This window comes from Pontibacter diazotrophicus (assembly GCF_003367245.1).
In the GTDB taxonomy this organism is placed as follows: domain Bacteria; phylum Bacteroidota; class Bacteroidia; order Cytophagales; family Hymenobacteraceae; genus Pontibacter; species Pontibacter diazotrophicus.
In genome coordinates, this window is sequence record NZ_QRGR01000001.1 from 282,138 (window position 1) to 306,781 (window position 24,644).

12 protein-coding genes are annotated in these 24,644 nt (G+C 49.8%); 10 read left to right on the top strand and 2 right to left on the bottom strand.

Going from position 1 to position 24,644, the window contains the following annotated elements:
* Positions 1-231: 231 nt before the first annotated feature.
* Both DXT99_RS01235 and DXT99_RS01240 read right to left on the bottom strand, forming a co-directional pair.
* A complete protein-coding gene (locus DXT99_RS01235) occupies positions 232-1,449 on the bottom strand; it encodes a threonine synthase (RefSeq protein WP_115563684.1) in 1,218 nt (405 codons plus the stop codon).
* 74 nt (positions 1,450-1,523) lie between these two features.
* Positions 1,524-2,429 carry a LysR family transcriptional regulator gene (locus DXT99_RS01240; RefSeq protein ID WP_115563685.1) on the bottom strand — a complete coding sequence of 302 codons (906 nt, stop codon included), beginning with the start codon at positions 2,427-2,429 and terminating at the stop codon, positions 1,524-1,526.
* Between the two features lie 496 nt (positions 2,430-2,925).
* Here DXT99_RS01240 and DXT99_RS01245 point away from each other — a divergent pair, with 496 nt between their 5' ends.
* The 10 genes from DXT99_RS01245 to DXT99_RS01300 all read left to right on the top strand — a co-directional run bounded on the left by DXT99_RS01245 (position 2,926) and on the right by DXT99_RS01300 (position 24,614).
* A complete protein-coding gene (locus tag DXT99_RS01245; protein ID WP_115563686.1) occupies positions 2,926-3,393 on the top strand; it encodes an IS110 family transposase in 468 nt (155 codons plus the stop codon).
* A 17-nt stretch (positions 3,394-3,410) separates the two neighbouring features.
* Positions 3,411-3,869: a transposase gene (locus DXT99_RS01250; RefSeq protein ID WP_147294152.1), complete on the top strand. Its 459-nt coding sequence runs from the start codon at positions 3,411-3,413 to the stop codon at positions 3,867-3,869.
* Positions 3,870-4,780: 911 nt separating this feature from the next.
* A protein-coding gene (locus tag DXT99_RS01255) for an IS3 family transposase (protein WP_115563795.1) occupies positions 4,781-5,958 on the top strand; the annotation gives its coding sequence in 2 pieces (ribosomal slippage) (positions 4,781-5,039 and positions 5,039-5,958; 1,179 coding nt in all).
* Between the two features lie 934 nt (positions 5,959-6,892).
* A complete protein-coding gene (locus DXT99_RS01265) occupies positions 6,893-10,033 on the top strand; it encodes a SusC/RagA family TonB-linked outer membrane protein (protein ID WP_115563689.1) in 3,141 nt (1,046 codons plus the stop codon).
* Positions 10,034-10,044: 11 nt separating this feature from the next.
* A complete protein-coding gene (locus DXT99_RS01270) occupies positions 10,045-11,514 on the top strand; it encodes a RagB/SusD family nutrient uptake outer membrane protein (protein WP_115563690.1) in 1,470 nt (489 codons plus the stop codon).
* Positions 11,515-11,944: 430 nt separating this feature from the next.
* Positions 11,945-14,842 (top strand): S9 family peptidase, encoded by a 2,898-nt coding sequence (locus tag DXT99_RS01275; RefSeq protein WP_115563691.1) that lies wholly within the window; start codon positions 11,945-11,947, stop codon positions 14,840-14,842.
* 183 nt (positions 14,843-15,025) lie between these two features.
* Positions 15,026-17,452 (top strand): alpha/beta hydrolase family protein, encoded by a 2,427-nt coding sequence (locus DXT99_RS01280; protein WP_115563796.1) that lies wholly within the window; start codon positions 15,026-15,028, stop codon positions 17,450-17,452.
* Positions 17,453-17,655: 203 nt separating this feature from the next.
* Positions 17,656-20,118: a S9 family peptidase gene (locus DXT99_RS01290; RefSeq protein WP_115563693.1), complete on the top strand. Its 2,463-nt coding sequence runs from the start codon at positions 17,656-17,658 to the stop codon at positions 20,116-20,118.
* 236 nt (positions 20,119-20,354) lie between these two features.
* Positions 20,355-21,713: a M20/M25/M40 family metallo-hydrolase gene (locus DXT99_RS01295; protein ID WP_115563694.1), complete on the top strand. Its 1,359-nt coding sequence runs from the start codon at positions 20,355-20,357 to the stop codon at positions 21,711-21,713.
* An 87-nt stretch (positions 21,714-21,800) separates the two neighbouring features.
* Complete coding sequence (locus DXT99_RS01300) at positions 21,801-24,614, top strand: M14 family metallopeptidase (RefSeq protein WP_115563797.1); 2,814 nt, start codon at positions 21,801-21,803, stop codon at positions 24,612-24,614.
* Positions 24,615-24,644: the final 30 nt, after the last annotated feature.

Below are 24,644 nucleotides of genomic sequence, written 5' to 3' on the forward strand. Positions count from 1 at the left end.
GACTTTAGACCAAAGAAGTGAATTATGGAACTCTATCAACATTGATTTAGTGGCCGTTAGTAAGTACTTTAGGTGGGAGAGGAGTGGTAAACCACTTTTCATCAGTAGTATTTGTTGCTTGGTTATTATAACAACTGTTATGGGAGAAACAGCTTCTATAGGCTTGAATTTAGATTAGGAAAAGAGGTGTCGCTTCATTTTGTATTACTGTATTCCAGCATAATTTAATAGCTACTCATTTTTGACCTTGTATTTGCCTTTAACATTCTCCATGTACTTCTGCCCCGATCCCGTGTTGAGCAGCAGCACCTGCTCTTCCGGGAGAATGTAGCCAGAGGCCAGCAACTTACGTGCGGCCATCCAAAGAGCCGCTCCCTCCGGGGCAACAAACAGTCCCTCTGACCTGCCCAACTCCTGCATGCCGAGCACCATTTCCTCCTCCGTCACACTAGTGGCTGTTCCCCCTGACTCGGAGAGTGTCTTCAGCATGAGCTTCTCACCCAGTGGCCGGGGTACGGCAAGCCCGTTGGCGATGGTGGGCTTGCCCACGTAGTGCCGTGCGTTTTGCTGCCTCCCAAAGAAAGTCTCAACTAAGGGCATGCAGTTCTCCGCCTGCACCGCAACCATCCTCGGGAGCCTGACCTCCGGTGGGAGCCAGCCAATGGCCTTCAATTCATGGAAGGCTTTCCATATACCGATAAGGCCCGTGCCGCCGCCTGCAGGGTAAAGGATAACATCGGGCAGCTGCCAGTCAAGCTGCTCCGCAATTTCGTAGCCCATGGTTTTCTTGCCCTCCAGCCTGTAAGGCTCCTTTAGCGTGGACACGTCCAGCAAAGAGCCGTCAGCGTTAAGCTCTCCTGCTTTGGCGGCACAATCGTTTATCAACCCGTCTACTAAGTGTACTTCGGCACCGTACCAGTAACACTCCTCCCGGAAGGCCTCCGGCGTGTGCCGTGGCATCACGACCACTGCCCTCATTCCTGCCCGCGCGCAGTAGGCTGCCAGTGCCACGCCCGCGTTACCGGCAGTGGGAATGATGCAACCCTCCACCCCAAATTCCCTAGCCTTGGAAATAGCCATGCTCAGACCACGCGCCTTGAAGGAGCCTGTGGGGTTCTGGCCTTCGTCCTTTAAGAGCACCTCCTTAAAATTGTACCTGCCGGCGAGTGCATGGAGTGAGAGAATAGGGGTGAACCCCTCGCCCAAGCTCACGATGTTTTCTTTCTGCAGCACAGGCAGCAGTTCCCGGTAGCGCCACATCGTGCCAGGGCGATTATGCAGTATTTCTTTGTTGAGTGACTCTCCAAGGTCATAGCCGGCCAGCAGTGGCATCTGACAGCATGCAGATAGCCTCTGAAACTCAAAGGCAGTGTAGTGTTTGCCGCAGGAAGAGCATTCTAAAAAGCTGATTAGGCTCTTAGTAGTAGTACTATTGAGTGTGGTATTCATGTTTAGCAGATACGCTTTTGCCTTGGCAAGTAGTGCATTTGCTATGATGCAACAGCAGGGTAAAAAGGAATAGGCTATTCTTCTTTGGAATACCTGCGCTTCATGAACTGTATAAAGTCCCTATAGGGAGCATTGTTCTCGGTGCCCTTGCGCTGAATAAAGTTAAAGTTCCTCCTTACGGAGAGGCCCTCTATTGGCATCTCTACCAGCTCACCTGACTGCAGCTCCTTTATAACAGCCTGCCGCGGTAGAAAGGCAAGGCAGGTGTCTACCCGCACAAAGTTCTTCAGCGCCTCGGTGCCGCCCAGCCTGATTTTGACGGGCAGGTCAAGCAGTTTTATCTTTTTATTCTCGAGTGCCTCCGTGAGCACGGCCAGCGTGCCCGAGCCGGGTTCGCGCAGGGCAAGCGGAATATTGTAAAGATCCTTCAGTTCCAGTTGTTGCTTTTTGAGTGGGTTTCTGGAGGAGCAGACTGCTATCACATCGTCTGTGAGGAAGGGCGTGTAGGTCACGTTGCTCAGCTTGTTTACGCCTTCTACAATGCCCAGGTCTATTTCATGGTCAAGAAGGGCTCTGAGGATGTTCTCGCTGTTTCGGTTTTTCAGGGTAAGCTGCGTGTTGGGGTTCTGCTGAAGGAAAGCAGACAAAACAGGGGGCAGGATGTAAAGGGAGATGGTAGTGCTCGCACCGATTACCATACTCACCTGTGGCGAGAATTGCTCATTGAGCTCGCTGAGTGCCTGATGGAGCTCTTGCTGCAGCTGTTTTGCCTCCAGCAGCTTTTGGTACAGCAGCTTCCCGGCCGCTGTCAGGCTGATGCTGTTGCCGCTCCGCTCAAAAAGGCCGATCTTGTAGAACTCCTCCAGGCCCTTTACCTGCTTGCTGATGGCCGACTGGCTAATGAAAAGCGTCTCACTGGCCTTCGTGAAGCTTAGCACCCTGGCCACTTCCATGAATATCAAGTGCTTGTGTGAGAGCATATCTGTAGCAAGTTGTATGGTTCTCCTTTCCGGCTTTCCCGGCTTAGGTTCTGCAAAGATACAGCACTGCACCTTTAAGTGTGGAAGGTATTTCTTTTACTGAGAAGACATAAACAGGGGGCAGAATGTGATAAATGGGTGGACTGGCAGCATTAGCACTGGAAATAAAGGATTGGAAGATGCCTGCTCCTAAAGATGCCCAACCGACACTTGACTGCTTTACATCCTATGTTTGTTCTCAGTGACTTAGCTATTCTTTTTCCCCTTTTGTAGACGTTATCTGAAACATAAGAAATGAGTATATAAGCTTTAGACAAAAAGACTGGGTAGGGAATAAGATTCCTGCTTAACATGGGTTCTATAAGCCCGCGCTTTATGACAATCCCCCTACCCGGCTTCTTTACCTTGAACAGTTCATTAGGCCCGGAGCCTGCATCAGGATGTTGAGCGCAAGAGAAGCTACCTTTCTGTCACATGAATAACCTCTAAACATTGTATGATGGAGCAAACTTACACCGGTATCGATGTGGCCAAAGACAGCTTTGTGGCCGCTACCAAGCTAGCAGGCAAGGTCACCACTTCCTTGCACAGCAACGACAGGAAAGGCATCAACAGCTTCCTCAAGAGCCTATCCAGCCATAGCTGGTGCATCATGGAAGCAACAGGAGTTTACAGCTTGCAGCTGGCCATCGCTCTGTATGAGAAGGGAATCAAGGTATCCGTGGTAAATCCCTTGCAGATCAAGCGCTTTGCCCAGACCAAGCTCAAGAGGACGAAAACAGATAAGGTGGATGCAGCGCTGATCGCTGAGTACGGGGAACGCATGCAACCCAAGCTCTACGAACCACCGGCCCCCTTCATGCGGAAGCTGCAGCAGCAGCGCATGTCCCTAAAGCTGCTGGTCAAGAGCAAGCGCTCCTTCCTGAACCAATTACACGCCCTGGCGCTGATAAAGCCGCTGTGAAGGCCTGTAAAGCGGTCTTGGCAAGCATAGAAAAGCAACTTGAGAGACTAGAGGAGCAGATGCAGCAAACGGCTGAGGAACACTGTCGGGACCTGTTTTCCCTGCTGCAAACTATACCCGGCATCAGCAGCAAATCAGCCATGGAGCTTATCATTGTCTCCGGCGGGTTCAAAAACTTTACCTCCGCCAAACAGTTCAGCGCTTTTATCGGGATCTGCCCCTGCATCAATGAGTCAGGAACATCAATCCGAGGTTACAGGGGGATTAGCCGGATAGGTGACAAAAATATAAGAGCCACGCTCTACATGTGTTCCATGGCAGCAAAGGTTTACAATAGAGGTTGCCGAGAGCTATATGAGCGGATGGTCGCGGCAGGGAAAGCAAAAAAAGTGGCTTTGGTAGCGGTGATAAATAAACTACTTAAGCAGGTGTTTGGTATCGTAAATTCAGGGGAGGTTTACTGTGCAAATAGTTGAATGTAACTGCTAAAAAACAGACGAAAACACTTGTTTTTTGACACAGTTCATAAAGCGGCTTATCGGCCGCAAACAGAGAAGGCTCCTCATCACGGGGAGCCTTCTCTGTTCTATAATGCTTTTATGTTCAACAGAATATTTGGAAGACCGATTGCTTGAATTACATGCTGCTTTGCATAACGCTTATTATCAGCTGGTAAGCTAAATTTAACAGGAGTGACACCTTTGTTACTGTTAACATGCAAACTGCTCATCCTATGTTCTGTAGGAGTGGAAGATGAACAGGTGAAAGTTTCTCCTGCCTTAGCAGAAGGAGCGCCTCATAACAGGAAGCCCCTTCTGTTTTTTTATACTCTAAAACCGAAGCAAAGCCCGAACATGTTTTTTAAACATGTGGAATGATGCTTTAACTCTTTGTATATATAAATAATCTAATAAATTTATTTTTAATCACCTAAAATAAAGCTGTTTGCTTTTTTTGTTTTATGTCTATACATATATTCAGCCGTTGTTATATAGAAAACTTCAATCAATATATGAGCACGACTGCAAAAGCCAAACTTTATCACCCCATTTCGACCAGCAACAGAAATAAACAGCTGCCCGTGCTGGCTATCCTCTCCTGTTCAATGCTGTTTATAGCAAGCTATGTATTGTTCGTATTAGGAGCTTACCCCATTGATAAGATGGGCCCGATGGGTACCGGAATCCTGGTGTTTAAGACCCTTGTCGAGATACTCAGCGTCTTCTACGGGTTTGCCTTCCTCTTCTCTGGCTTTCTTTATCTGTTCATGCGGCCACAAGTCCCTGCCTCCAGCGTTAAGGTAGACTACACCCCGCCTGTCGGAGTGCTCTACCTTTGCTGTAATGAACTTGCTACATTTGACTGGAGGCTTTCGATAGGCAGATTTATAAAAGTATTAAATTTGACTATTATGGAAAGACGAGTATTTGACGCCTCCTTCAAACGGATGGCCGTTGACCTCTCCTACGCGAGGGGATCAGTAAAAGAGGTGGCCGATGAGCTGGGCATAGATCCCAGCCGGTTGAGCAAATGGCGGCAGAAGGACAGCTCACCAGTCCGGCCCACGGAAGGGCTGACAGACGAGCAAAGGGAGATAAAGCGGCTGCAGAAGGAGCTGAAGGAGGCGCAGCTAGAGCGCGATATACTAAAAAAGGCGGTGAGCATCTTCTCCAGGGGAGACGGGCGGTATACGGATTCATAAAGGAGCACAGGAACCAATTCCCCGTCGAGAAGATGTGCAGTGTGCTCAAGGTGAGCGTCAGCGGGTACTACTTTTGGCTCAAACACCCTATAAGCCTGCGGGAGAGGAAAGAGCAGGAGCTCGTGGTGCAGATTCAACAAGTCTATGAGCAGAGCAAGTGCCGCTATGGCTCCCCCAGGATTGCCATGGAAATCAAAGAACGGGGTATTAACGTGTCCCGTCCTCGTGTAGCCAGAGTGATGCAGAAACATCATATTCAGAGCATTGTACGGAAGAAGCACCGGGTGCAGACCACTGACTCCAGCCATGCCTATACAGTGGCTGAGAACTACCTGAACAGGGACTTCCATGCGGCGGGACCGGCAGAGAAATGGGTGTCCGATTTAACCTATATCAGAACCGGTGAAGGGTGGCTGTACCTGACGGTGGTGCTGGACCTGGCCGACAGGAAAGTAGTGGGCTGGGCGCTGAGCGAGACTATGGAGGCGGAAGCGACCACCGTGGCGGCTTGGCAGATGGCCATCAAAAACAGGCCCCTGTTCCACTCCCTTTTGTTTCACTCTGACCGAGGCGTGCAGTACGCCTGCAGTGCCTTCCAGGAGCAATTGGAGGGGATGCCGGTGCAGCAGAGTATGAGCCGCAAGGGCAACTGTTGGGACAACGCGGTGGCGGAGAGCTTCTTTAAGACAATGAAGACCGAAATGGTCTACCACCACAAGTTTGCCACCAGACAGCAGGCCCGGCTGGCTGTCTTTGAATACATCGAGAGTTTCTACAACCTGAAAAGAAGGCATTCAGCCCTGGGTTACCTGACTCCTTGCCAATATGAAAACCAGTTGTACAGCCAAGCTGTGGCTGCCTGAAAAAAGTCTCCAGTAAAACATTGCAATTCCAGGTTTTAGCTGCTCACCAAACATGTTGGGCAGACCTGTATGTGGTGCTGTTTCAGGGGGGATTCATTACGGCCCAGCCTGGCGTCTCCAAAAAAGGAAACGCAATGCTTTTCCCCCTGCACTGGCGAGGCCGGACTGGAGAGACGCTCGACACCCTAGGCTACACACGTTTCAACGGCTGCTGGGCAAGCTCTTCTGGGATTTCCCTGCAGGGCGTCCCGATGGCACTGGTGCTATATACTGTTTAAAACTTCTTGCTCCTATACGGCTGTGTTCAATAAGTACATCCGCTGAGGGAGGGTAAGTGTCCAATCAATACTTTTAACCTTCACATAATACCCTCAGTCTCTATAAAGCTTTTTCGGCTGACCAACATAGGATCCCTGGAGTGCCAATGCTTGCCACAGGGTCTCTTTCTGCTGGTCTAATAAAGGTTTGAATAGTGCAAAAAAATAGTATGTACTTACTCACCTGCTGTTTCAATTAAAAGGTGAGTTGTTTGCGAATATTTTATTATTAAAGCATTTATAATGATATTTATAAAAAATAATTGACAAATATTTGCGTTTGTTTCAATTATAGAATATTATTGTTAAACGGATGGCGACTCTTTATTAACATATGAATGGACATCAGGCTGTGTGTGGCATCCAGTCATATGTATAGTTGTTTCTGTGCTCTATCACTCCTGTGCTTTTTTATATTTATATAATGCGATTGCATAAAAGGAATGGGACTTTTAATGTAATAAAACCCCTTATGGTTACCATTCATGCTGGCGCAAAAGCCAGCGATTTTTACGCTTAGTGCAGCGACTTTCTAAGTGCTTTCTGTAGATGTAGAGCTGATGATCAGCAGATAATAACCTTAATTGTTAATTTATATTCACCTTAAATGAAGTTTTATGATAAGACTATTACTACTAAGTTTTGCTCTGATGTTTATTCTGACGCACGAGGTTGCGGCGCAGCGTAAGAGCGTATCTGGTACGGTAACAGATCGGGCAACTGGAGAAGGATTGCCGGGAGTATCGGTGATTGTAAAAGGAACTACAGTGGGTACGGCTACAGGAGCAGATGGCGCCTATACCGTTTCTGTTCCTGCTGATGGCCAAACCCTTGAGTTTCGCTTTATAGGTTATCAGGCTATGGAGCGCACTATTGGCAATGCAAGCACTATCGATGTAGCGCTTGGCGTAGACCAGAGACAGCTGGAAGAAGTGGTGGTGGTAGCTTACGGTACAGCCGATAAAAGCTCCTTTACAGGTTCCGCCTCGCAAATAGGGAGTGAGGAGTTTGAGCAAAGGCCTGTCACTAACATCACCAATGCTATAGCTGGTAAAGCAGCAGGGGTTCAGACAACATCCGGAAGCGGCCAGCCAGGAGAAGGGCCTACCATCCGGATTCGTGGTGTTGGCTCTATTAACGGTAACAATGATCCGCTCTATGTTGTGGACGGTGTTCCTTATTCAGGCTCTATCGCAAACCTTAATGTTGATGATATTGAAAATATGTCGATACTGAAAGATGCTGCTTCAGCCTCTATGTATGGTGCACGTGCCGCGAATGGTGTGGTCATCATTACTACCAAGAAAGGTAAAAAAGGGCGTAATCAACTCAATGTCAAATTATCTCAGGGTGTATCTGAAAGAGCCATTCCGGAGTATGAGCGCCTGAATGCATTTGAGTACTACCCTCTTATGTGGGAAGCCTACAGAAACAGCTTAGCCTATCGTGCTTCTAATCCGTTATCGCTTGATCAGGCAAACCAAAGGGCTTCAGAAGGCATCAAGGGACTGCTTGGGTATAATCCTTTCAATGTTCCTGATAACCAGATTGTGTTGCCCGATGGCACTATCAATTCAGATGCGCAACTGCTTTACCCTGACGACCTGGATTGGGAAGCACCAATCACACGAACAGGCTCCCGCGCCGATTATAACATCAGTTACAGTGGCGGTTCTGAGAAGAGTGATTATTATGTCTCCTTAGGATATCTGAATGACAAAGGATTTGCCATCAGAACAGACTATGAGCGGGTTACAGGCCGTGTAAATGTAAACACACAACCGCTGAACTGGTTTAAAGGAGGGTTGAATATTGCAGGCACTGTCACCAACTCCAACCAGGTAGCCACTACCGGTAGTACAACATTTGTCAATCCTTTCTTCCTGAGCCGTACCATGGGGCCGATATACCCCGTGTATGCACATGATCCGCTTACAGGAGAATATATACTGGATGAAAACGGTCAGAGGATATACGACTTAGGTAGTATGAGTGACTTAGGGTTGCCAACACGCGCCAACAGCCCGGGCAGGCATATTATAGCGGAGACAAACCTGAATGACTATGGGTTTAAGCGGAATGTGCTAAGCGCAAGAACGTATGGAGAGGTTTATTTTTTGAAAGACTTCAAGTTTACCACAAACCTGAGTGTAGACATAACCAACAACAACAATAAAACTTACCAAAACACATTGGTAGGGGATGGTGCCCCTGCAGGTAGGGCGAGCCGTACCAGCACGAACACCACCAGCTATAACTTTAACCAGCTGCTCAATTACTCCAAGACCTTTGGGTTACATACCGTGGATGCCTTGTTAGGTCATGAAAACTATGACTGGACTTATGACTATTTTACAGGTTCCCGCCAGGGCATCATCTCGGAAGGCAACAGTGAACTGATCAACTTCACGACTACAAACAACATAGAGTCACGCCAGGATTTGTACAGAACAGAGGGCTATTTCTCCAGAGTTAACTATAGCTTCGATGATAAGTACTCGCTTTCCGCCTCCTACCGTCGCGATGGCACGTCCAGGTTTTATAGTGATGTGCGCTGGGGCGATTTTTGGTCTTTAGGTGCAGCCTGGCGTCTTGACCAGGAGTCCTTCATCAACTTGCCAGACTGGGTGAATATGTTGAAGGTAAGAGGCTCTTACGGAGAGGTTGGAAACGATGATGTCGGTGATTATTACGCCTGGCAGGCGCTATATGAATTAGGTTATAACAATGCCTCTGAGCCTGGTTACCTCCAGAGCACGCTGGGCAACCGGGAGTTAGTTTGGGAGTCGAACAACAGCTTTGACGTAGGCATAGACTTTGACTTATTCGACAGGGCCAGAGGTAGCGTGGAGTTCTTTAACAGGCAGTCAGAAAACCTTCTTTTCGAAGTACCTCTCCCAATCTCCAGCGGGGTCTTGACCCGGTTTGAAAACGTAGGGGCCATGTATAACAGAGGGGTGGAGTTTCAGGTATCTGCTGATGTTATCAGGGGAACAGACTTTAACTGGAACGTAGACCTGAACTGGACAACATATAAAAACCAGATAACAAGGCTGCCACAGGATGAGATTATTGACGGCACTAAAAAGCTGATGGCAGGCCAGTCTATTTATGATTTCTGGTTGCGTGACTGGTATGGAGTTGATCCGGCAACCGGTGCAGCACTTTACCGCGCAGACACATACAATGAGAGTAACAGCATGATCATTGGTAGCGACACTGTAACGACAAACATCAACAACGCAAGGTACCAGTATAGCGGTAGTGCCATTCCTGATTTTGCGGGAGGTATCACAAACACCTTCTCTTATAAGAACTTCTCTCTTTCTGCTTTGCTAACCTACCAGGTAGGGGGTAAAGTGTATGACGCCGCCTATGCGTCTTTGATGAGTGCAGGCTCTTATGGTACAGCTTTGCATGTGGATGCACTAGGCCGCTGGCAAAATCCTGGTGATGTAACAGATGTGCCGAGAATGGACAATTCCCAAACCACCAATTTTAACGCATCAAACTCAGACCGCTGGTTAGTAGATGCCTCCTATCTAAACTTCAGATCTGTTAACCTTTCCTATAGTCTTCCTGCGAGCATTGCCTCAAAGCTGCAGATGCAGCATGCGCTCATATACATAACGGGAGAGAACCTTGCACTCATCAGTGCCCGCAAAGGCCTGAATGTTACACAGGCGTTTAGTGGTGTTACTTCTAATTACTACTCCGCTGCCCGTGTGCTTACACTAGGATTGAATGTTACTCTTTAAGCTTTAAGAAAATGAAAAAAATCATATATACTCCTCTTGTAGCCTTCCTGTTTGTCTTTTCATCCTGCGATAAGGATTACCTGGAGGTGCAGCCTACCGACTTCGTATCTGAGCAGGCTGTTTTTACCACTACTACAAATGCCTGGGCCGCTTTAAACGGTATACACCGGAATATGCTGATCCGCCAGGACGATCAAAGCGAGTTTGGGGAGGGTGGCGTAAAAGTGAACATGGATATGCTGGGAGAAGACCTGGCTTTTGCCTCTGCGTCTAACAGCTGGCACCGGAATACCTACAGGTGGAACGATCACCGTAACACCAGCAGCAATGTTGCCCAGTATGTGTATGAGTTTTACTACAGGATGATTGGGAATGCCAACATGATCATCAACAACATTGATGCTGCGGATGGCCCTGAGGCAGATAAGCAAGCTATAAAAGGACAGGCGCTGGTTTACAGGGCTTGGGCGCATTACCAACTTGTGCAGGTATATGGCAAACGGTATGATGCAGGGGCGAACAACGAGCAGCTTGGGGTGCCTATCATGTTGAGCAATACTACAGACGGACAGCCTCGTGCAACGGTTGAAGAGGTTTACGCCCAGGTTAACGCAGATCTGGACGAGGCCATGATGCTGTTGGAGGGGTATGAGAGAACATATAAATCCCATTTTGATGTAAATGTGGCAAAGGGGCTAAAGGCACGTGTTGCCTTAACAATGCACAATTGGGAGGCAGCCGCTCAGTATGCTTCTGAGGTGATAGAAGAGTCTGGGGCAACATTAATGAGTCGTGCGCAATACACGGAGGGGTTCAACAATGTTGATAATCCTGAATGGATATGGGGAAGCAGGCAGATAGGTGACCAGCAAACTTATTTTGCTTCTTTTTTCGCCTACATGTCCGCTAACTTCAATTCTACAAACATCAGAGTTAACCCTAAACTTATCAACTCTGCGCTATACGACCGGATACCTGCCACTGATATCCGATCCGAAATGTGGGATCCAACAGGGGAGTCTGTTCCTGCGCCACCAAATGGAACCAAGGCACCGTACGCTTCCAAGAAATTCCTGTCCCAGAGCAGCGCCCTTAGTATAGGGGATGTTCCGCACATGCGGCTGGCAGAAATGTATTTAATAAAGGCAGAGGCTTACGCACGTATGGAGCAGGATGATGCAGCCGCTGAGGCACTGTATACTCTGGCATCCAACAGAGACCCTGAATATGTAAAGTCTGCCAACACAGGGCAAGCGCTTGTGGATGAGATCCTCTTTCAGCGTCGCATTGAATTATGGGGCGAGGGCTTCCGGTTCCTGGATTTAAAGCGGACAAACAGTGGGCTCGACAGAACGGGGGCTAACCACAATCCGGCTTACGCGGTGACCATGACAGTAGAGCCAGGAGTAAATGACTGGGAGTTTTTAATACCTCAAGGGGAAGTCAATTCCAACCCACAAATTGTGCAGAACCCGCTATAAAAATAAACAGCATCGTTTACAGCCTATAAGAATAAATGAACCACTACCTTAGAAACATGAGGTAGTGGTTTACTTCTTAAGAAATAAAGTTTAAACATGCTCCTATAGCAGGGCACTACTTACACATTGAACAGCAGCGTAAGGCAAATGTCTGAGACTGTCGCAGTGGTAGCATAGAATGAAATCCTGTAACGGCCTCCGGTATGCCTGGCCAAAGCTAAATCTCAATTTGAAAAGAGACAGATAAGTCTGCTGTCGAACTTTCCGAAGAAGCACCTGAGGAGGGTGAGGCATGTCGGGTGTAGCTAAATACGATTCTTTAATTTAACTCCAGGCACCAGCCGAAGGTCCTCCGAAATGGTACACAATCAATCCAGGGATAATTTCTGAATCCAAAGCCGCAACTACTATAACTTAAACCTTGAATCCGATGAGAACACTTTTACTATCAATGGTGCTTTACGGAGCCTGCATGCAAGCGGGCTATGCCCAGCAGAGTACCAAAAAGTCTCTGACACATGAGGTGTATGACAGTTGGAAAGATGTGGAGGGTGACCGTATTTCAAACAATGGCAACTTTGTGTTGTATCAAATAAACCCGCAGGAAGGCGATGGTGAGCTCATTATCAGGAACTACGCTAACAACGCCTCTATGCGCTTTGCGCGTGCCACAAAAGCCGAATTTACCAACGATAGCCGCTTTGCAGTTTTCCAGATAAAGCCGGAGCATGCCAAAGTGCGGCAGCTGAAGCTCAAGAAAACCAAAGCGGATGATTTGCCCAAAGATTCACTGGCAATTGTTACGCTGGAGACGAATGTTGTGGTAAAAGTGCCACGTGTTAAATCATACGCACTACCCAAAATAGGAAACGATTGGGTCGCGTATCAGCTTGAGAAGCCTCTGCCGGCTAAAAATGAAGGCTCTAAAAAAACAGGAGGAGAGCAAAAGGCTCCTGAAACGCCTGCTCCAAGCACACCCGTGCGGGCAGGCGGCAGATCTGGCGGTGCAGATCCGGTGGTCGGCGGTAAAAAAGAAGCGTCAGAATTGGTGTTGCGAAACCTGCAGTCGGGGAAGGAGCACCGCTTTGAGCGTGTAACAGACTACAGTTTTTCTGAGAAAGGAAACATGCTCTATTTTGTGCGGGAGAAACAGGATTCCCTGCACAACGCCGGCGTTTTTGCCTTTAATACCACTTCTCTTACAGCAACTCCAATCGATACAGGCCGTGTTTCCTATCAGGGCCTGGGTGCCGACAAAGCAGGGGAGCAGCTGGCTTTTATGGCAACAGAAGATACCTTAGGAACAGAAATCCGCAATTTCAGCCTACACCTCTGGAACAGCAAAAGCAGTAAAACACAGTTGGTGGCAGATACTGTTTCCAAAGGGATGCCTGCTGCCTGGATGGTGAGCGAAAATGGTTCTTTGCGTTTCTCTGATGATGGGAAACGCCTGTTCTTTGGTACCGTGCCACGCCCGAAGCATTACGGAAAAGATACTACCAAACTGGAGGAGGACAAAGTAAGCCTCGATATCTGGACCTACAAGGACCCTCTGATTCAACCGATGCAGCAAAAGCAGCAGAGCCGGGACCTGAGAAGGTCTTTTCTGGCGATGTATGACATCAAAGGAAAACGCATGCAGCAACTGGCAACGCTGGAAGTGCCGGATGTTTACCTGGATGCGTACGGGCAGGCGGATGTGGCTTTAGGCGTGAGCGACGAGGAATACAAGCAGTCGATTGGCTACGATACACCAACCCGCAAAGATGCTTACCTCATTGATCTGAAAAGCGGCAAGTACAAACAAGTTTTAAAAGGCGCACGCGGGACACCAGGCCTCTCTCCGCTGGGCCGGTACCTGTATTGGTACGAACCTTCTGATAGCAGCTGGCACGCCATGTCTACAAAAGGCGGAGCAGATCTTAACCTGACCAGGGAAGTCGGTGTGCCGTTTTACAACGAAGACAACGACGTGCCCTCGCTGCCGCGCGATTACGGCTCAGCCGGCTGGGTAGAGAAAGACAGCTATCTGCTGGTGTACGACCGCTACGATATCTGGCAACTGGACCCAACGGGCAAAAAAGCAGCCGTAAACCTGACGGATAGTTACGGGCGGGCGAATGACCTGCGTTTGCGTTACGATAAACTCGACGAGGAAGAGAAGTTCATCGGTGCCAATGCTACGCTGCATTTATCTGCTTTCAACCTGAAAGATAAATCCGGTGGTTACTTCCGCGACTATATGGGCAAAACAGTACAGCCCGAAAAGCTCGTGATGACACCACACAGCTACAACCGCCTGAGCAAAGCCAAGAACAGCGAACGCTATACCTTCCGGCGAGGCTCTTTCCAGGAGTACAATAATCTATACACAGCCACTGGCCTGGACTTCGCCAGCGCCGGGAAACTAAGTAATGCCAACCCGCAGATGGCAGAGTATTTATGGGGGACAGTTGAGCTGGTAAACTGGAGCTCGTCAGACGGAATAGCGCTGCAGGGCTTGTTGTATAAGCCCGAAAATTTCGACCCGGGGAAGAAATACCCGATGTTGGTGTATTTCTACGAGCGTTCCTCTGACAGGATGCATAACCACCGTGTGCCTGCACCGAGCGCCTCGACCATCAATATCCCATACTTTGTCAGCAACGATTACCTCGTGTTTGTACCGGATATTGTATACAAAGACGGCTACCCAGGCGAGAGTGCCATGGATTGTATTGTGCCGGGCGTGATGAGTTTAGTGGACAAAGGTTTTGTGGATGAGAAAAACATGGCGTTGCAGGGCCAGAGTTGGGGCGGCTATCAGATTGCGTACATGATTACGCGCACCAACCTGTTCAAGACTGCCATGGCGGGAGCTCCTGTGTCTAACATGACGAGTGCCTATGGCGGTATCCGGTGGGGCACGGGCCTGAGCCGGCAATTCCAGTACGAGCGTACGCAGAGCCGGATTGGCGGTACGCTTTGGGAGAAACCACTGCAGTTTATTGAGAATTCTCCCCTGTTCTTTGCCGACAGAGTGGAAACGCCGCTCCTGATCATGCACAACGACCAGGACGGTTCAGTGCCCTGGTACCAGGGAATCGAGTTCTTTATGGCGCTGCGTCGCCTCAACAAGCCTGTCTGGATGCTGGTTTACAATGGCGAGGACCACAACCTGGTACAGCGCAAAAACCGCAAAGACCTATCGGTGCGCATGGCACAGTACTTCGACTACTACCTGAAAGGCGCACCGGCTCCAAAGTGGATGGAGGGTGTTCCTTCTATCTTAAAAGGGAAAGAGTACGGCTTTGAGTTGATAGAGACAGCTGCTGAGGCTCAGGAATAACCTTGCAGGAGAGGTGCTGATGATTTACCATCAGCACCTCTCCTGCATTTAAGCTGCTTGTGGTCTATCATAAGGATGAGGTGAGTTTGCTTCAGCGCTCAACCACATATTTCTTTTAGGACGCTATGAATGATTTATACCTTAACAAGTAATGATATGACACTCAAATACCATTTACAGAACATGAAAAGATACTATCTGGGTCTGTTCCTTTTTGGAGGCCTTACCCTATCAGGGTATGCGCAAAGCAGTTTAACGTACCAGCTACCTCCGAAAAGTATTGTAGATCTGGTAGATGCCCCAAGTAGTCCGAAAGTTCAGTTTAGTAAGGATGGAAGTCTGATGTTGCTGCTGCAGGCACCAGGTTATGCTTCCATCGAGCAGGTCGCTCAACCTGTAATTGGAATTGCTGGCATCAAAGTGAATCCCGCCAATAATTCCACGGAATCTGAAGTTGCCGGCGTTTATAACACGTTGACAATTAAAGATGTTAAGACTGGAAAAGAACTTAAACTCACCGGTCTTCCTGAAAACCCAAGGATGACAAATATTGTCTGGAGCCCTGACGGCAGCTATTTCGCTTTTAGTAACAACACGTTTAGTGGTGTTGAATTATGGCTGGCAGATATAAAATCACTGAAAGCAGCGAAGCTATCGGACGGTTACCTGAACGATGCATTCGGCAAAACAATGCAATGGCACCCGGATGGGAAGCATATTCTGGCTCAGTTTGTGAACGCTGAACGCGGAAATAAACCGGCTGAGAATATTGTGCCTTCCGGACCGGTTGTACAGGAAAACCTCGGTGTGACCACGCCCTCCAGAACGTATCAGAATTTATTGCAGAACGCTTATGATGAGCAACTGATGGAGTACTACCTCACCTCACAACTACAGGTGATTTCAATTGATGGGCAATCAGTTAAAATCGGTTCTCCTGCTATTTATCGTAATGCAGCTTATTCGCCGGATGGTAACTACCTGATGGTTCAGACTGTTCAAAGGCCCTATTCTTATTTAGTTCCGGTATATTACTTTCCTTTCAATACCACCATCCTGGATACGAAGGGAGCAGTGGTAAAGGAGTTATATAAGGCTCCTTTAGCAGATAAACTCCCAACAGGATTTGATGCGGTGCTAACCGGCCCGCGGGGTTATGAATGGCGTGACGATGCTCCGGCTACACTGGCATGGGCAGAGGCACAGGATAAGGGAGATCCGAATGTTGAAGCAACAGTACGCGATGCCGTATTTACTTTAAGCGCACCATTTAACGGTGCACCTAAAAAGTTGTTCTCTATGCCTTTAAGATACAGAGGAGTAGAGTGGGGAGATAAGGACTATGCCATTGTGGAAGAACGCTGGAGAAAGGACCGCAAAATGAAAATGACCTTGATAAACCCGGAGACCGGAAAGGTGATAAAGCAGATAGCAGACAGGTCTTCAGAAGATACTTATACCGATCCGGGCAATTTTATTCATAGTAAAGACGAAACCCTGTTATTTGATAAGGCAGGTCAGCCAGTGGTGTTCACAGAAGGTGCAGGAGCTTCTCCAAAGGGCGATCGTCCGTTTATATTAAAATGGAACCTGCTTTCTGACAAGCAGGATACCTTGTTCAAATCCAGGGCTCCCTATTATGAAGAGCCGGTTTTCTTTAACAACACCGGAGAAGTATACATCTCCAGGGAATCGACAGATGAAACGCCGAATATCTTTGCCGTCAACCTCAGAAACAGAAAAGCAAAAGCCCTGACTAACTTTTCAGATCCGTATCCGGGGCTGAAGGGTGTGCAGAAAGCCTTACTGTCTTATCCAAGAAAAGACGGTATCCAGTTATCTGCCACGTTATACCTGCCAAAGGACTTTAAAAAGGGAGATGCACCCTTGCCGGTATTAATCTGGGCCTACCCAAGAGAATTTAAAACACTTGCCGCAGCTGGCCAGGTGAAAGGATCTCCCTACCGCTTCACAAGGCTGGCTTTCCGCTCCCCGGTTTATTGGGTAACCAGAGGGTATGCGGTTCTCGATCAGGCAGACATGCCGGTTGTGGGCGAAGGAAAAGAAGAGCCTAATGATACTTTCTTGAAGCAAATTGAAGACAATGCCACTGCCTTGATTGACTATGTAGTGGAGATGGGCGTGGCAGACAGGGAGCGTATTGCGGTAGGAGGTCATTCTTATGGTGCGTTTATGACAGCGAACCTGTTAGCACATACTGATTTATTTGCAGCCGGAATTGCAAGGAGCGGAGCGTATAACAGAACCTTAACCCCGTTCGGGTTCCAGGCGGAGGCGCGTACTTACTGGGAGGCGATGGATGTGTATAACACAATGTCACCTTTCAACTACGCAGATAAAATCAAAACGCCATTGCTGATGACGCACGGCATTGATGATGATAACTCAGGCACTTTCCCTATTCAGAGCGAGCGCTTATACAGTGCTATCAAAGGACATGGCGGAACAGTAAGACTGGTCATGCTGCCAAAAGAGTTTCATGGCTACAGAAGCCGTGAGTCTGTGCTGCATACTTTCTGGGAGCAGGATAGGTGGTTGGAGAAGTATGTGAAAAACAAAGGAACGATAACTTCCAGTAAGCAAGAATAAATACTGGCAGACTTTTAATAACCTGGGAATCTAACATTGCTATTGGTTTTATTATGAAGCCTGCAAAACTCTAAGGCAAGTACAAGGAGCAGCTTCATTGTCATGAAAAGCACCTGCAACGCATGGTTAAGCATTGAAAATGTCGCTGAAGGTTGAATTTGATACTTCGTGTTTTTAAATTGATTAAACTTTTCTAGCAAAAAATGAGCATTAACACTCAAATAAGCAAAAAACGACTGGCGTCATGGCTTCTGTGCCTGTCGCTACTGGGAGTTACGCCGGCAGCTTTTGCCCAGGGCGGGCAGGATACGAATTCGGGCTACCAACGCCCGCCAGAGACGATGGCAGCCATCATTGAGGCACCGGCCACGCCATCAGTGCGGATCAGCGCCAAAGGCGATTGGATGCTGTTGCTCGAGAGTCCCGGCTACCCGAGTATAGAAGAAGTGTCAGCACCTGAAAACCGTATTGCCGGTTTGCGCATCAACCCGGCTACCAACGGCCAGAGCCGAGGCAGCTACTATACAAACATAAAGCTAAAGCAGGTAAGTGGAGGGCAGGAATTTACACTCCAGGGGCTTCCGCAGCAAGCGCAGATAGCTAACGTCACCTGGTCACCGGACGAAAAGCACCTGGCCTTCACCAACACCAAAGCCAACGGCATTGAGTTGTGGCTGGTTGACCTGGCGACCAGGCAGGCCAGAAAATTTACAGATGCTGTCCTGAATGATGCATACGCAGGTAGTCCGTTTGAATGGATGCCGGATAGCAAGAGCCTGGTGGTGAAGTTTGTGGATGAAAAACGCGGAGAAACACCAAAGGCGAATACTGTACCCGCCGGCCCAACGGTGCAGCAGAACATCGGCAAGGCCAACCCATCCCGCACTTATCAGGATTTACTTAAAAACCGAAACGACGAGCAGCTGTTCGACTACTACATGCAATCACAGCTGAAGCTTGTGACGCTGGAGGGCAAGCAGCAGAACCTTGGCCAGGCCGGCATAGTGAAGAGTGTGGAGGTATCACCGGACGGCCAGTACATGCTGGTGCAGACCATTCAGAAGCCTTACTCTTACCTGGTGCCCCACTACTATTTCCCTTATCAGGTGGAAGTGTGGAGCCGCGATGGCAAAGTGGTGAAGCAGCTGGCGCAGCTTCCACTGGCAGAGGACATTCCTATTGCCTTCGATGCCGTAGCAAAAGGCCCCCGCAGTTACAACTGGCGTCCTGACAAGCCTGCCACCCTCTACTGGGCTGAGGCGCAGGACGAAGGTGACCCGGGCAAAGAGGTAGCTTTCCGGGATGCGGTTTATACCCTGGATGCCCCTTTCTCAGCCCAACCTTCCAAACTAGCCTCCACCAAATACCGCTATCGGGGCGTGCAGTGGGGCGAGAACGTAGCGCTCATGAATGAGCGCTGGTGGAAAACCCGCACAGAGCGTGTGTCTGTGATAGAGCCTTCCAAGCCAGGCAAGGCGGCTACTGTGCTCATTGAGCGCTCCTACGAAGACAATTACAACGACCCGGGCTCACCGGTAATGACTAAAAACAAGTATGGCCGCAGCGTGCTGCTCACTGATAAGAAAAACCAGCACATCTACATGATCAGCGAAGGCGGGTCACCGGAAGGCAACCGCCCGTTCCTGAGCGAGTTAAACCTGAAAACAAAGAAAGCTGATATCCTCTTCAGATCTGAAGCGCCTTATTATGAGCGCCCGGTGGATATTATTGACCTGGGCAGTAAGAAGATTATTACCCGGAGAGAGTCTGAAAACGACCCGCCAAACTACTTTGTGCGCGACCTGAACAAAAAGCAGCTGACGCAGGTAACCATGTTTCCGCACCCGGCACCACAGTTGGAGGGCGTGCAGAAGCAGATGTTGCAGTACCAGCGTAATGACGGTGTGAAACTGACAGCCATCCTATACCTGCCGAAAGATTACAAGAAGGGAGACGTTCCGCTGCCGATGCTGCTGTGGGCTTACCCGCGGGAGTTTAAGAATGCCGATGCGGCCGGCCAGGTGAAAAGTTCTCCCTATGAGTTCACCCGCATCAGTTCAGGTTCCCCGCTGTTCTGGGTAACACAGGGCTATGCCGTGCTTGACAGAACGGACATTCCGATTGTAGGTGAGGGCGAAGCCCAGCCCAACGACTCGTATGTGGAGCAGCTCGTAAACAGTGCCAAATCCGCCATTGATGAGGTTGTAAAAATGGGAGTGGCAGATCCGAAGCGGGTAGCGGTAGGTGGGCACTCTTACGGCGCTTTTATGACGGCCAACCTACTGGCGAACTCCGACCTTTTCGCCGCCGGCATTGCGCGCAGTGGGGCCTACAACCGCACACTCACGCCCTTTGGCTTCCAGCAGGAAGAGCGAACGTACTGGGAGGCCCCGGAGGTGTATTTCCGCATGTCACCGTTCTCTTACGCCCACAAAGTGAAGGCCCCGATCCTGCTCATCCACGGGGAGGCCGACAACAACTCGGGCACCTTCCCGATTCAGAGCGAGCGCTTCTACAACGCCTTGAAAGGGCATGGAGTCACAACCCGCCTGGTGTTCCTGCCAGCTGAAAGCCACGGCTACCGCGCCAAAGAATCTATCCTGCATATGCTTTGGGAGATGGACCAGTGGCTGAACACCTATGTTAAGAACCGCTCAGTGCAGTAGGCTTCAAAGTGACTTTTAACTTAGAATCGCCCTTGGCTGCTGTTGTAGCAAGGGCGATTCTAATGAGTATTTATTACAAAATTGTTAGCAGCGCGATTGCGCGAAGGTAGTTCCACTAGGTTCTAAAAGCGCACATTTGCAAAAGGATAAAGTTTGTACATGCTCTAACTCCTTTTGCTAAAGTTTCTTTGTTACTTATCCATTTATGAAATAAAATACCCGATTTAATTTGATTCATGACTAAATCTACAAAACTAGTATTACTGGGTCTTCTGCCTGCAGCCTTTGCCTTTTACAGTTCATCACCGGCATTTGCCCAATCGGCAGCAGCTAAGGCACCCGAAGAAGAAAAAAAAGTTACCATTGACAAAAAGTACCAAAATGAAATAAAGGCCCTGGCAAAAAATCCGGCCGTGAAATCAGCCTTTAAGACCATCGTCGACCTGGAGCCGCAGACGCGTCAGGACCACATCCTGCTCACAGAAATCCCTGCGCCTCCTTTCAAGGAGGAAGTGCGCGGAAAGAAGTATGCGGAAATGCTGAAAGCAGCCGGTGCTGACTCTGTCTGGATTGATGAAGCAGGCAATGCCATCGGAAAACGAAAAGGAAGGTCCGGGAAGAAAACAGTTGTGCTGGAGGCGCACCTGGACACTGTATTTCCGGAAGGCACAGACGTGAAGGTGAAGCAAAAAGGAGACACACTTTTTGCCCCGGGTGTTGCAGACGACACTAGAGGGCTGGCTTTAGTGCTCACAGTATTAAAAGCAATGGAAAGTGCAGGCATAGAGACAGAGGCTGACGTGCTGTTCATCGGAACCGTTGGCGAAGAAGGGCAAGGCGACCTGCGCGGGGTAAAACAATTGTTCAGTGAAAACGGTCCTAAAATAGATTCTCACATCGCTGTGGATGGATGGGGTGTAAACGGAATCACGAACCGCGGCTTGGGCTCCCACCGCTACCGCATCACCTTCAAAGGCCCGGGCGGCCATTCCTCCGGTGCTTTTGGACTTGTGAACCCGCACAATGCCCTGGGAAGGGCCATCCATTACTTTGCCGTTGATGCTGATGAATTCACGAAGGAAGGCATCCGTGCCACCTATAACGTGGGTGTCATCAGCGGCGGCACCTCGGTGAACTCTATACCCTTTGAATCCTGGATGGAGGTGGACATGCGATCCGAGAGCCCTGAAAGAGTAGAAGGCATTGACAAACTCTTACAGGCTGCTGTTCAGCGGGCCCTCAAAGAGGAAAACCAGATGAAACGAAGTGGACCAGACCTGGAAGTGGACGTGAAACTGATAGGTGACCGTCCCGCTGGTGGTATTGAGCCTACTACGGCTTTAGTGCAACGTGCCATGGCTGCCACTGGTTTTATGGGTACAGAGCCTACTTTAAGAGTAGGATCAACCAATTCTAACATTCCCTTTTCTAAAGGCATACCCGCTGTTACCATCGGAAGCGGTGGCACTGGTGGCGGGGCCCATGCGCTGGATGAGTGGTGGTATAACGACAAAGGCTATGTAGCCATACAAAGAGCACTGCTTCTGCTGCTGTCAGAAACCGGCGTAGCTAAAGGTAAGGTAGCCGCTCAATAAGGCGTTCCGGCAGTACAGGATAAGATGCAGAAAAAGAATTGCCTGTATAAAACCAAAGTATCTAATTGTAATGAAAAGTACCTGAATATGATAAGATCAAACAAATTCTACTGCTCGCTGGCCGTATTGTTATTGCTGCGTGTCTCGCTGAGTTGGGCGCAGGCGATTCCGTCACCAATAGAGCACTTCGGTTTTAACATTGGCGATGATTACCAGCTGGCTACCTATACCCAGACAGAAGCATACTTTAAGAAGCTGGCCGCTGCCTCCGACCGTGTGAGGATAGAAGACATTGGGCTTACAGAGGAAGGCCGCCACCAGTACATGCTGATAGTAACTTCTCCGGAAAACATGCAGCGCCTTGACCGCTACAAGGAGATTTCACAGAAGCTAGCCCGCGCCGAAGACCTCACCGACGAGCAGGCGCAGGCGCTGGCCTCCGAGGGCAAAGCCGTTATCTGGATTGACGGGGGCCTGCATGCCACCGAGACAGTAGGCATCCATCAGCTGATAGAAACGGCGTGGCAGCTGACCAGCCGCCAGGACGCGGAGACAAAGCGCCTGCTGGACCAGACGGTTGTGCTGCTGACGCATGCTAACCCGGACGGGCAGGAGCTGGTGTCGAACTGGTACATGCGTACGCGCAAACCGGAGAAGCGCTCGCTGAGCCACCTGCCCCGGCTCTACCAGAAGTATGTTGGCCACGACAACAACCGCGACTTCTACATGACCAACATGAAGGAATCCCAGAACATAAGCCGCCAGCTTTTTGTAGAGTGGATTCCCCAGATTATGTACAATCACCACCAGCGGGGACCTGCCGGCTCCGTGCTTGCCGGGCCTCCCTACCGCGACCCGTTCAACTATGTATATGACCCCCTGCTGGTAACAAGTATAGATGCGGTGGGTGCCGCCATGAATAACCGCCTGAATGCGGAAGACAAGCCTGGTTACACGCAGCGCGCCGGTTCGCAGTTCTCCACCTGGTGGAACGGCGGCCTGCGCACTACACCTTATTTCCATAACATGGTGGGCCTGCTGACGGAAATCATCGGCGGGCCAACGCCGGAGGACGTGCCGCTCGTGCCGCATCGACTCCTTCCGAATGGTGCTACTCCAAACCCCGTAGCACCGCAGAAGTGGCACTTCCGCCAGTCCATCGACTATTCTGTTTCGCTCAACTACGCCGTACTCAACTACGCCGCACGCCACAGCGACGAGCTGCTCTACAACATCTACCGCATGGGCAGGAACTCCATTGAGCGTGGCAGCAAAGACTACTGGGCACTTTCTCCTAAACACGTTGATGCCATCAACGCGGCGCATGAGAAGGACAAGGCAAAGGAAGCCAAATCCGGGGATGCGGAAAGCTCCGGCGGAGATTTCTCCTATGGCCGGGGCAGTGGCATTCCAGCCAAATATTTTGATGCTATACTGAAGGACCCAGCGCTGCGTGATCCGCGGGGCTATATCCTTCCGGCCGACCAGCCTGATTTTCCTACTGCTGTCACCTTTGTGAACGCGCTCATCAAATCAGGGGTGCTGGTGCACAAGGCCACTTCCGATTTCACGGTGGCAGGTAAGAGTTATCCAGCCGGGTCTTACATTGTCCAAACAAACCAGGCCTTCCGCCCACACGTGATAGACATGTTCGAGCCGCAGGAGCACCCGAATGACTTTCAGTATGAGGGAGGCCCTCCTATTCGCCCGTATGACGCGGCCGGCTGGACGCTGGCTTACCAAATGGGAGTGCAGTTCGACCGCATGCTCGACGGCTTCGAAGGACCGTTCCAGCGCGTGCCATACGGAAAACTGCAATCTCCTGAAGGGCATTTAACCGCTTCCTCCCCGTCAACGGCAGGCTTTGTGCTGGACGCCCGTGCCAACAACTCCTTTATTGCCGTCAATGACCTGCTGCAGGCCGGGGCAGAGGTTTACCGCATGCCGCAGGCAGAAGCCGGACAAGGAGCCTTCTTTGTTCCCGCGACAGATAAATCAAAAACACTGGTCGCAAAAGCCGCCGCTGACTACGGTCTTGATATAACAGGCGTGGCACAGCAGCCTGCCGGCGCCACTACAAAGGTCTCTCCGATGCGCATCGCTCTCTGGGATACCTATGGCGGTTCTATGCCCTCCGGATGGGTGCGCTGGCTCATGGAGCAGTACCACTTTCCGGTTCAGGTCATTTATCCGCAGGACATTGACGCAGGCAACCTGCAGGAGAAGTATGATGTGATTCTGTTTGTCACCAGGGCTATTCCCCCTGTCAATGAGCAGGAAGGCGACAGAAACAGAGGGCGTGAGGTAAAAGAACTAAACCCGAATGAGGTTCCGGCCGAGTATCGGGCGCACCTGGGCAAAATCACGGCCGATAAGTCTATCCCGCAGCTGAAGAGCTTCATGGAGGCGGGAGGCACTGTGGTTACAATAGGCTCGAGCACAAACCTGGCTTACCACCTTGGCCTGCCCGTGCAAAATGCACTCGTGGAGATGACCGGCACCGGCCAGGAACGGCCACTCCCAGCCACGAAATATTATATACCAGGCAGTATACTGCGGTTAAATTATGACACTACTCATCCGGCAGCATGGGGTATGCCAGCGGAGGGAGACGTATACTTTGACAATAGCCCGGTGTTTAACATCAGCCCTGTTGCTATCTCGAACGGCAGCGTAAAGCCTTTGGCATGGTTTGCTACAAAAAAGCCGCTCCGTAGTGGCTGGGCATGGGGACAGGAGTATTTACAAAATGGCGTCGCAGCCTTTGTGGCACCTGTTGGTGCCGGTAACCTCTTTGCCTTTGGCCCGGAGATTACATTCCGGGGGCAGGCACACGGTACCTTTAAGCTGCTCTTTAACCAGCTTTACTCCACCAGCGGCACATCTCAGACGATGAGGTAATGAGGTGCTTTTTAATCATCTGACCACACA

What these genes read in the sequence shown, in the direction of transcription:
- DXT99_RS01235 (WP_115563684.1), bottom strand. Translation starts at nt 1,449, where the DNA reads ATGAATACCACACTCAATAGTACTACTACTAAGAGCCTAATCAGCTTT.
- DXT99_RS01240 (WP_115563685.1), bottom strand. Translation starts at nt 2,429, where the DNA reads ATGCTCTCACACAAGCACTTGATATTCATGGAAGTGGCCAGGGTGCTA.
- DXT99_RS01245 (WP_115563686.1), top strand. Translation starts at nt 2,926, where the DNA reads ATGATGGAGCAAACTTACACCGGTATCGATGTGGCCAAAGACAGCTTT.
- DXT99_RS01265 (WP_115563689.1), top strand. Translation starts at nt 6,893, where the DNA reads ATGATAAGACTATTACTACTAAGTTTTGCTCTGATGTTTATTCTGACG.
- DXT99_RS01270 (WP_115563690.1), top strand. Translation starts at nt 10,045, where the DNA reads ATGAAAAAAATCATATATACTCCTCTTGTAGCCTTCCTGTTTGTCTTT.
- DXT99_RS01275 (WP_115563691.1), top strand. Translation starts at nt 11,945, where the DNA reads ATGAGAACACTTTTACTATCAATGGTGCTTTACGGAGCCTGCATGCAA.
- DXT99_RS01280 (WP_115563796.1), top strand. Translation starts at nt 15,026, where the DNA reads ATGAAAAGATACTATCTGGGTCTGTTCCTTTTTGGAGGCCTTACCCTA.
- DXT99_RS01290 (WP_115563693.1), top strand. Translation starts at nt 17,656, where the DNA reads ATGAGCATTAACACTCAAATAAGCAAAAAACGACTGGCGTCATGGCTT.
- DXT99_RS01295 (WP_115563694.1), top strand. Translation starts at nt 20,355, where the DNA reads ATGACTAAATCTACAAAACTAGTATTACTGGGTCTTCTGCCTGCAGCC.
- DXT99_RS01300 (WP_115563797.1), top strand. Translation starts at nt 21,801, where the DNA reads ATGATAAGATCAAACAAATTCTACTGCTCGCTGGCCGTATTGTTATTG.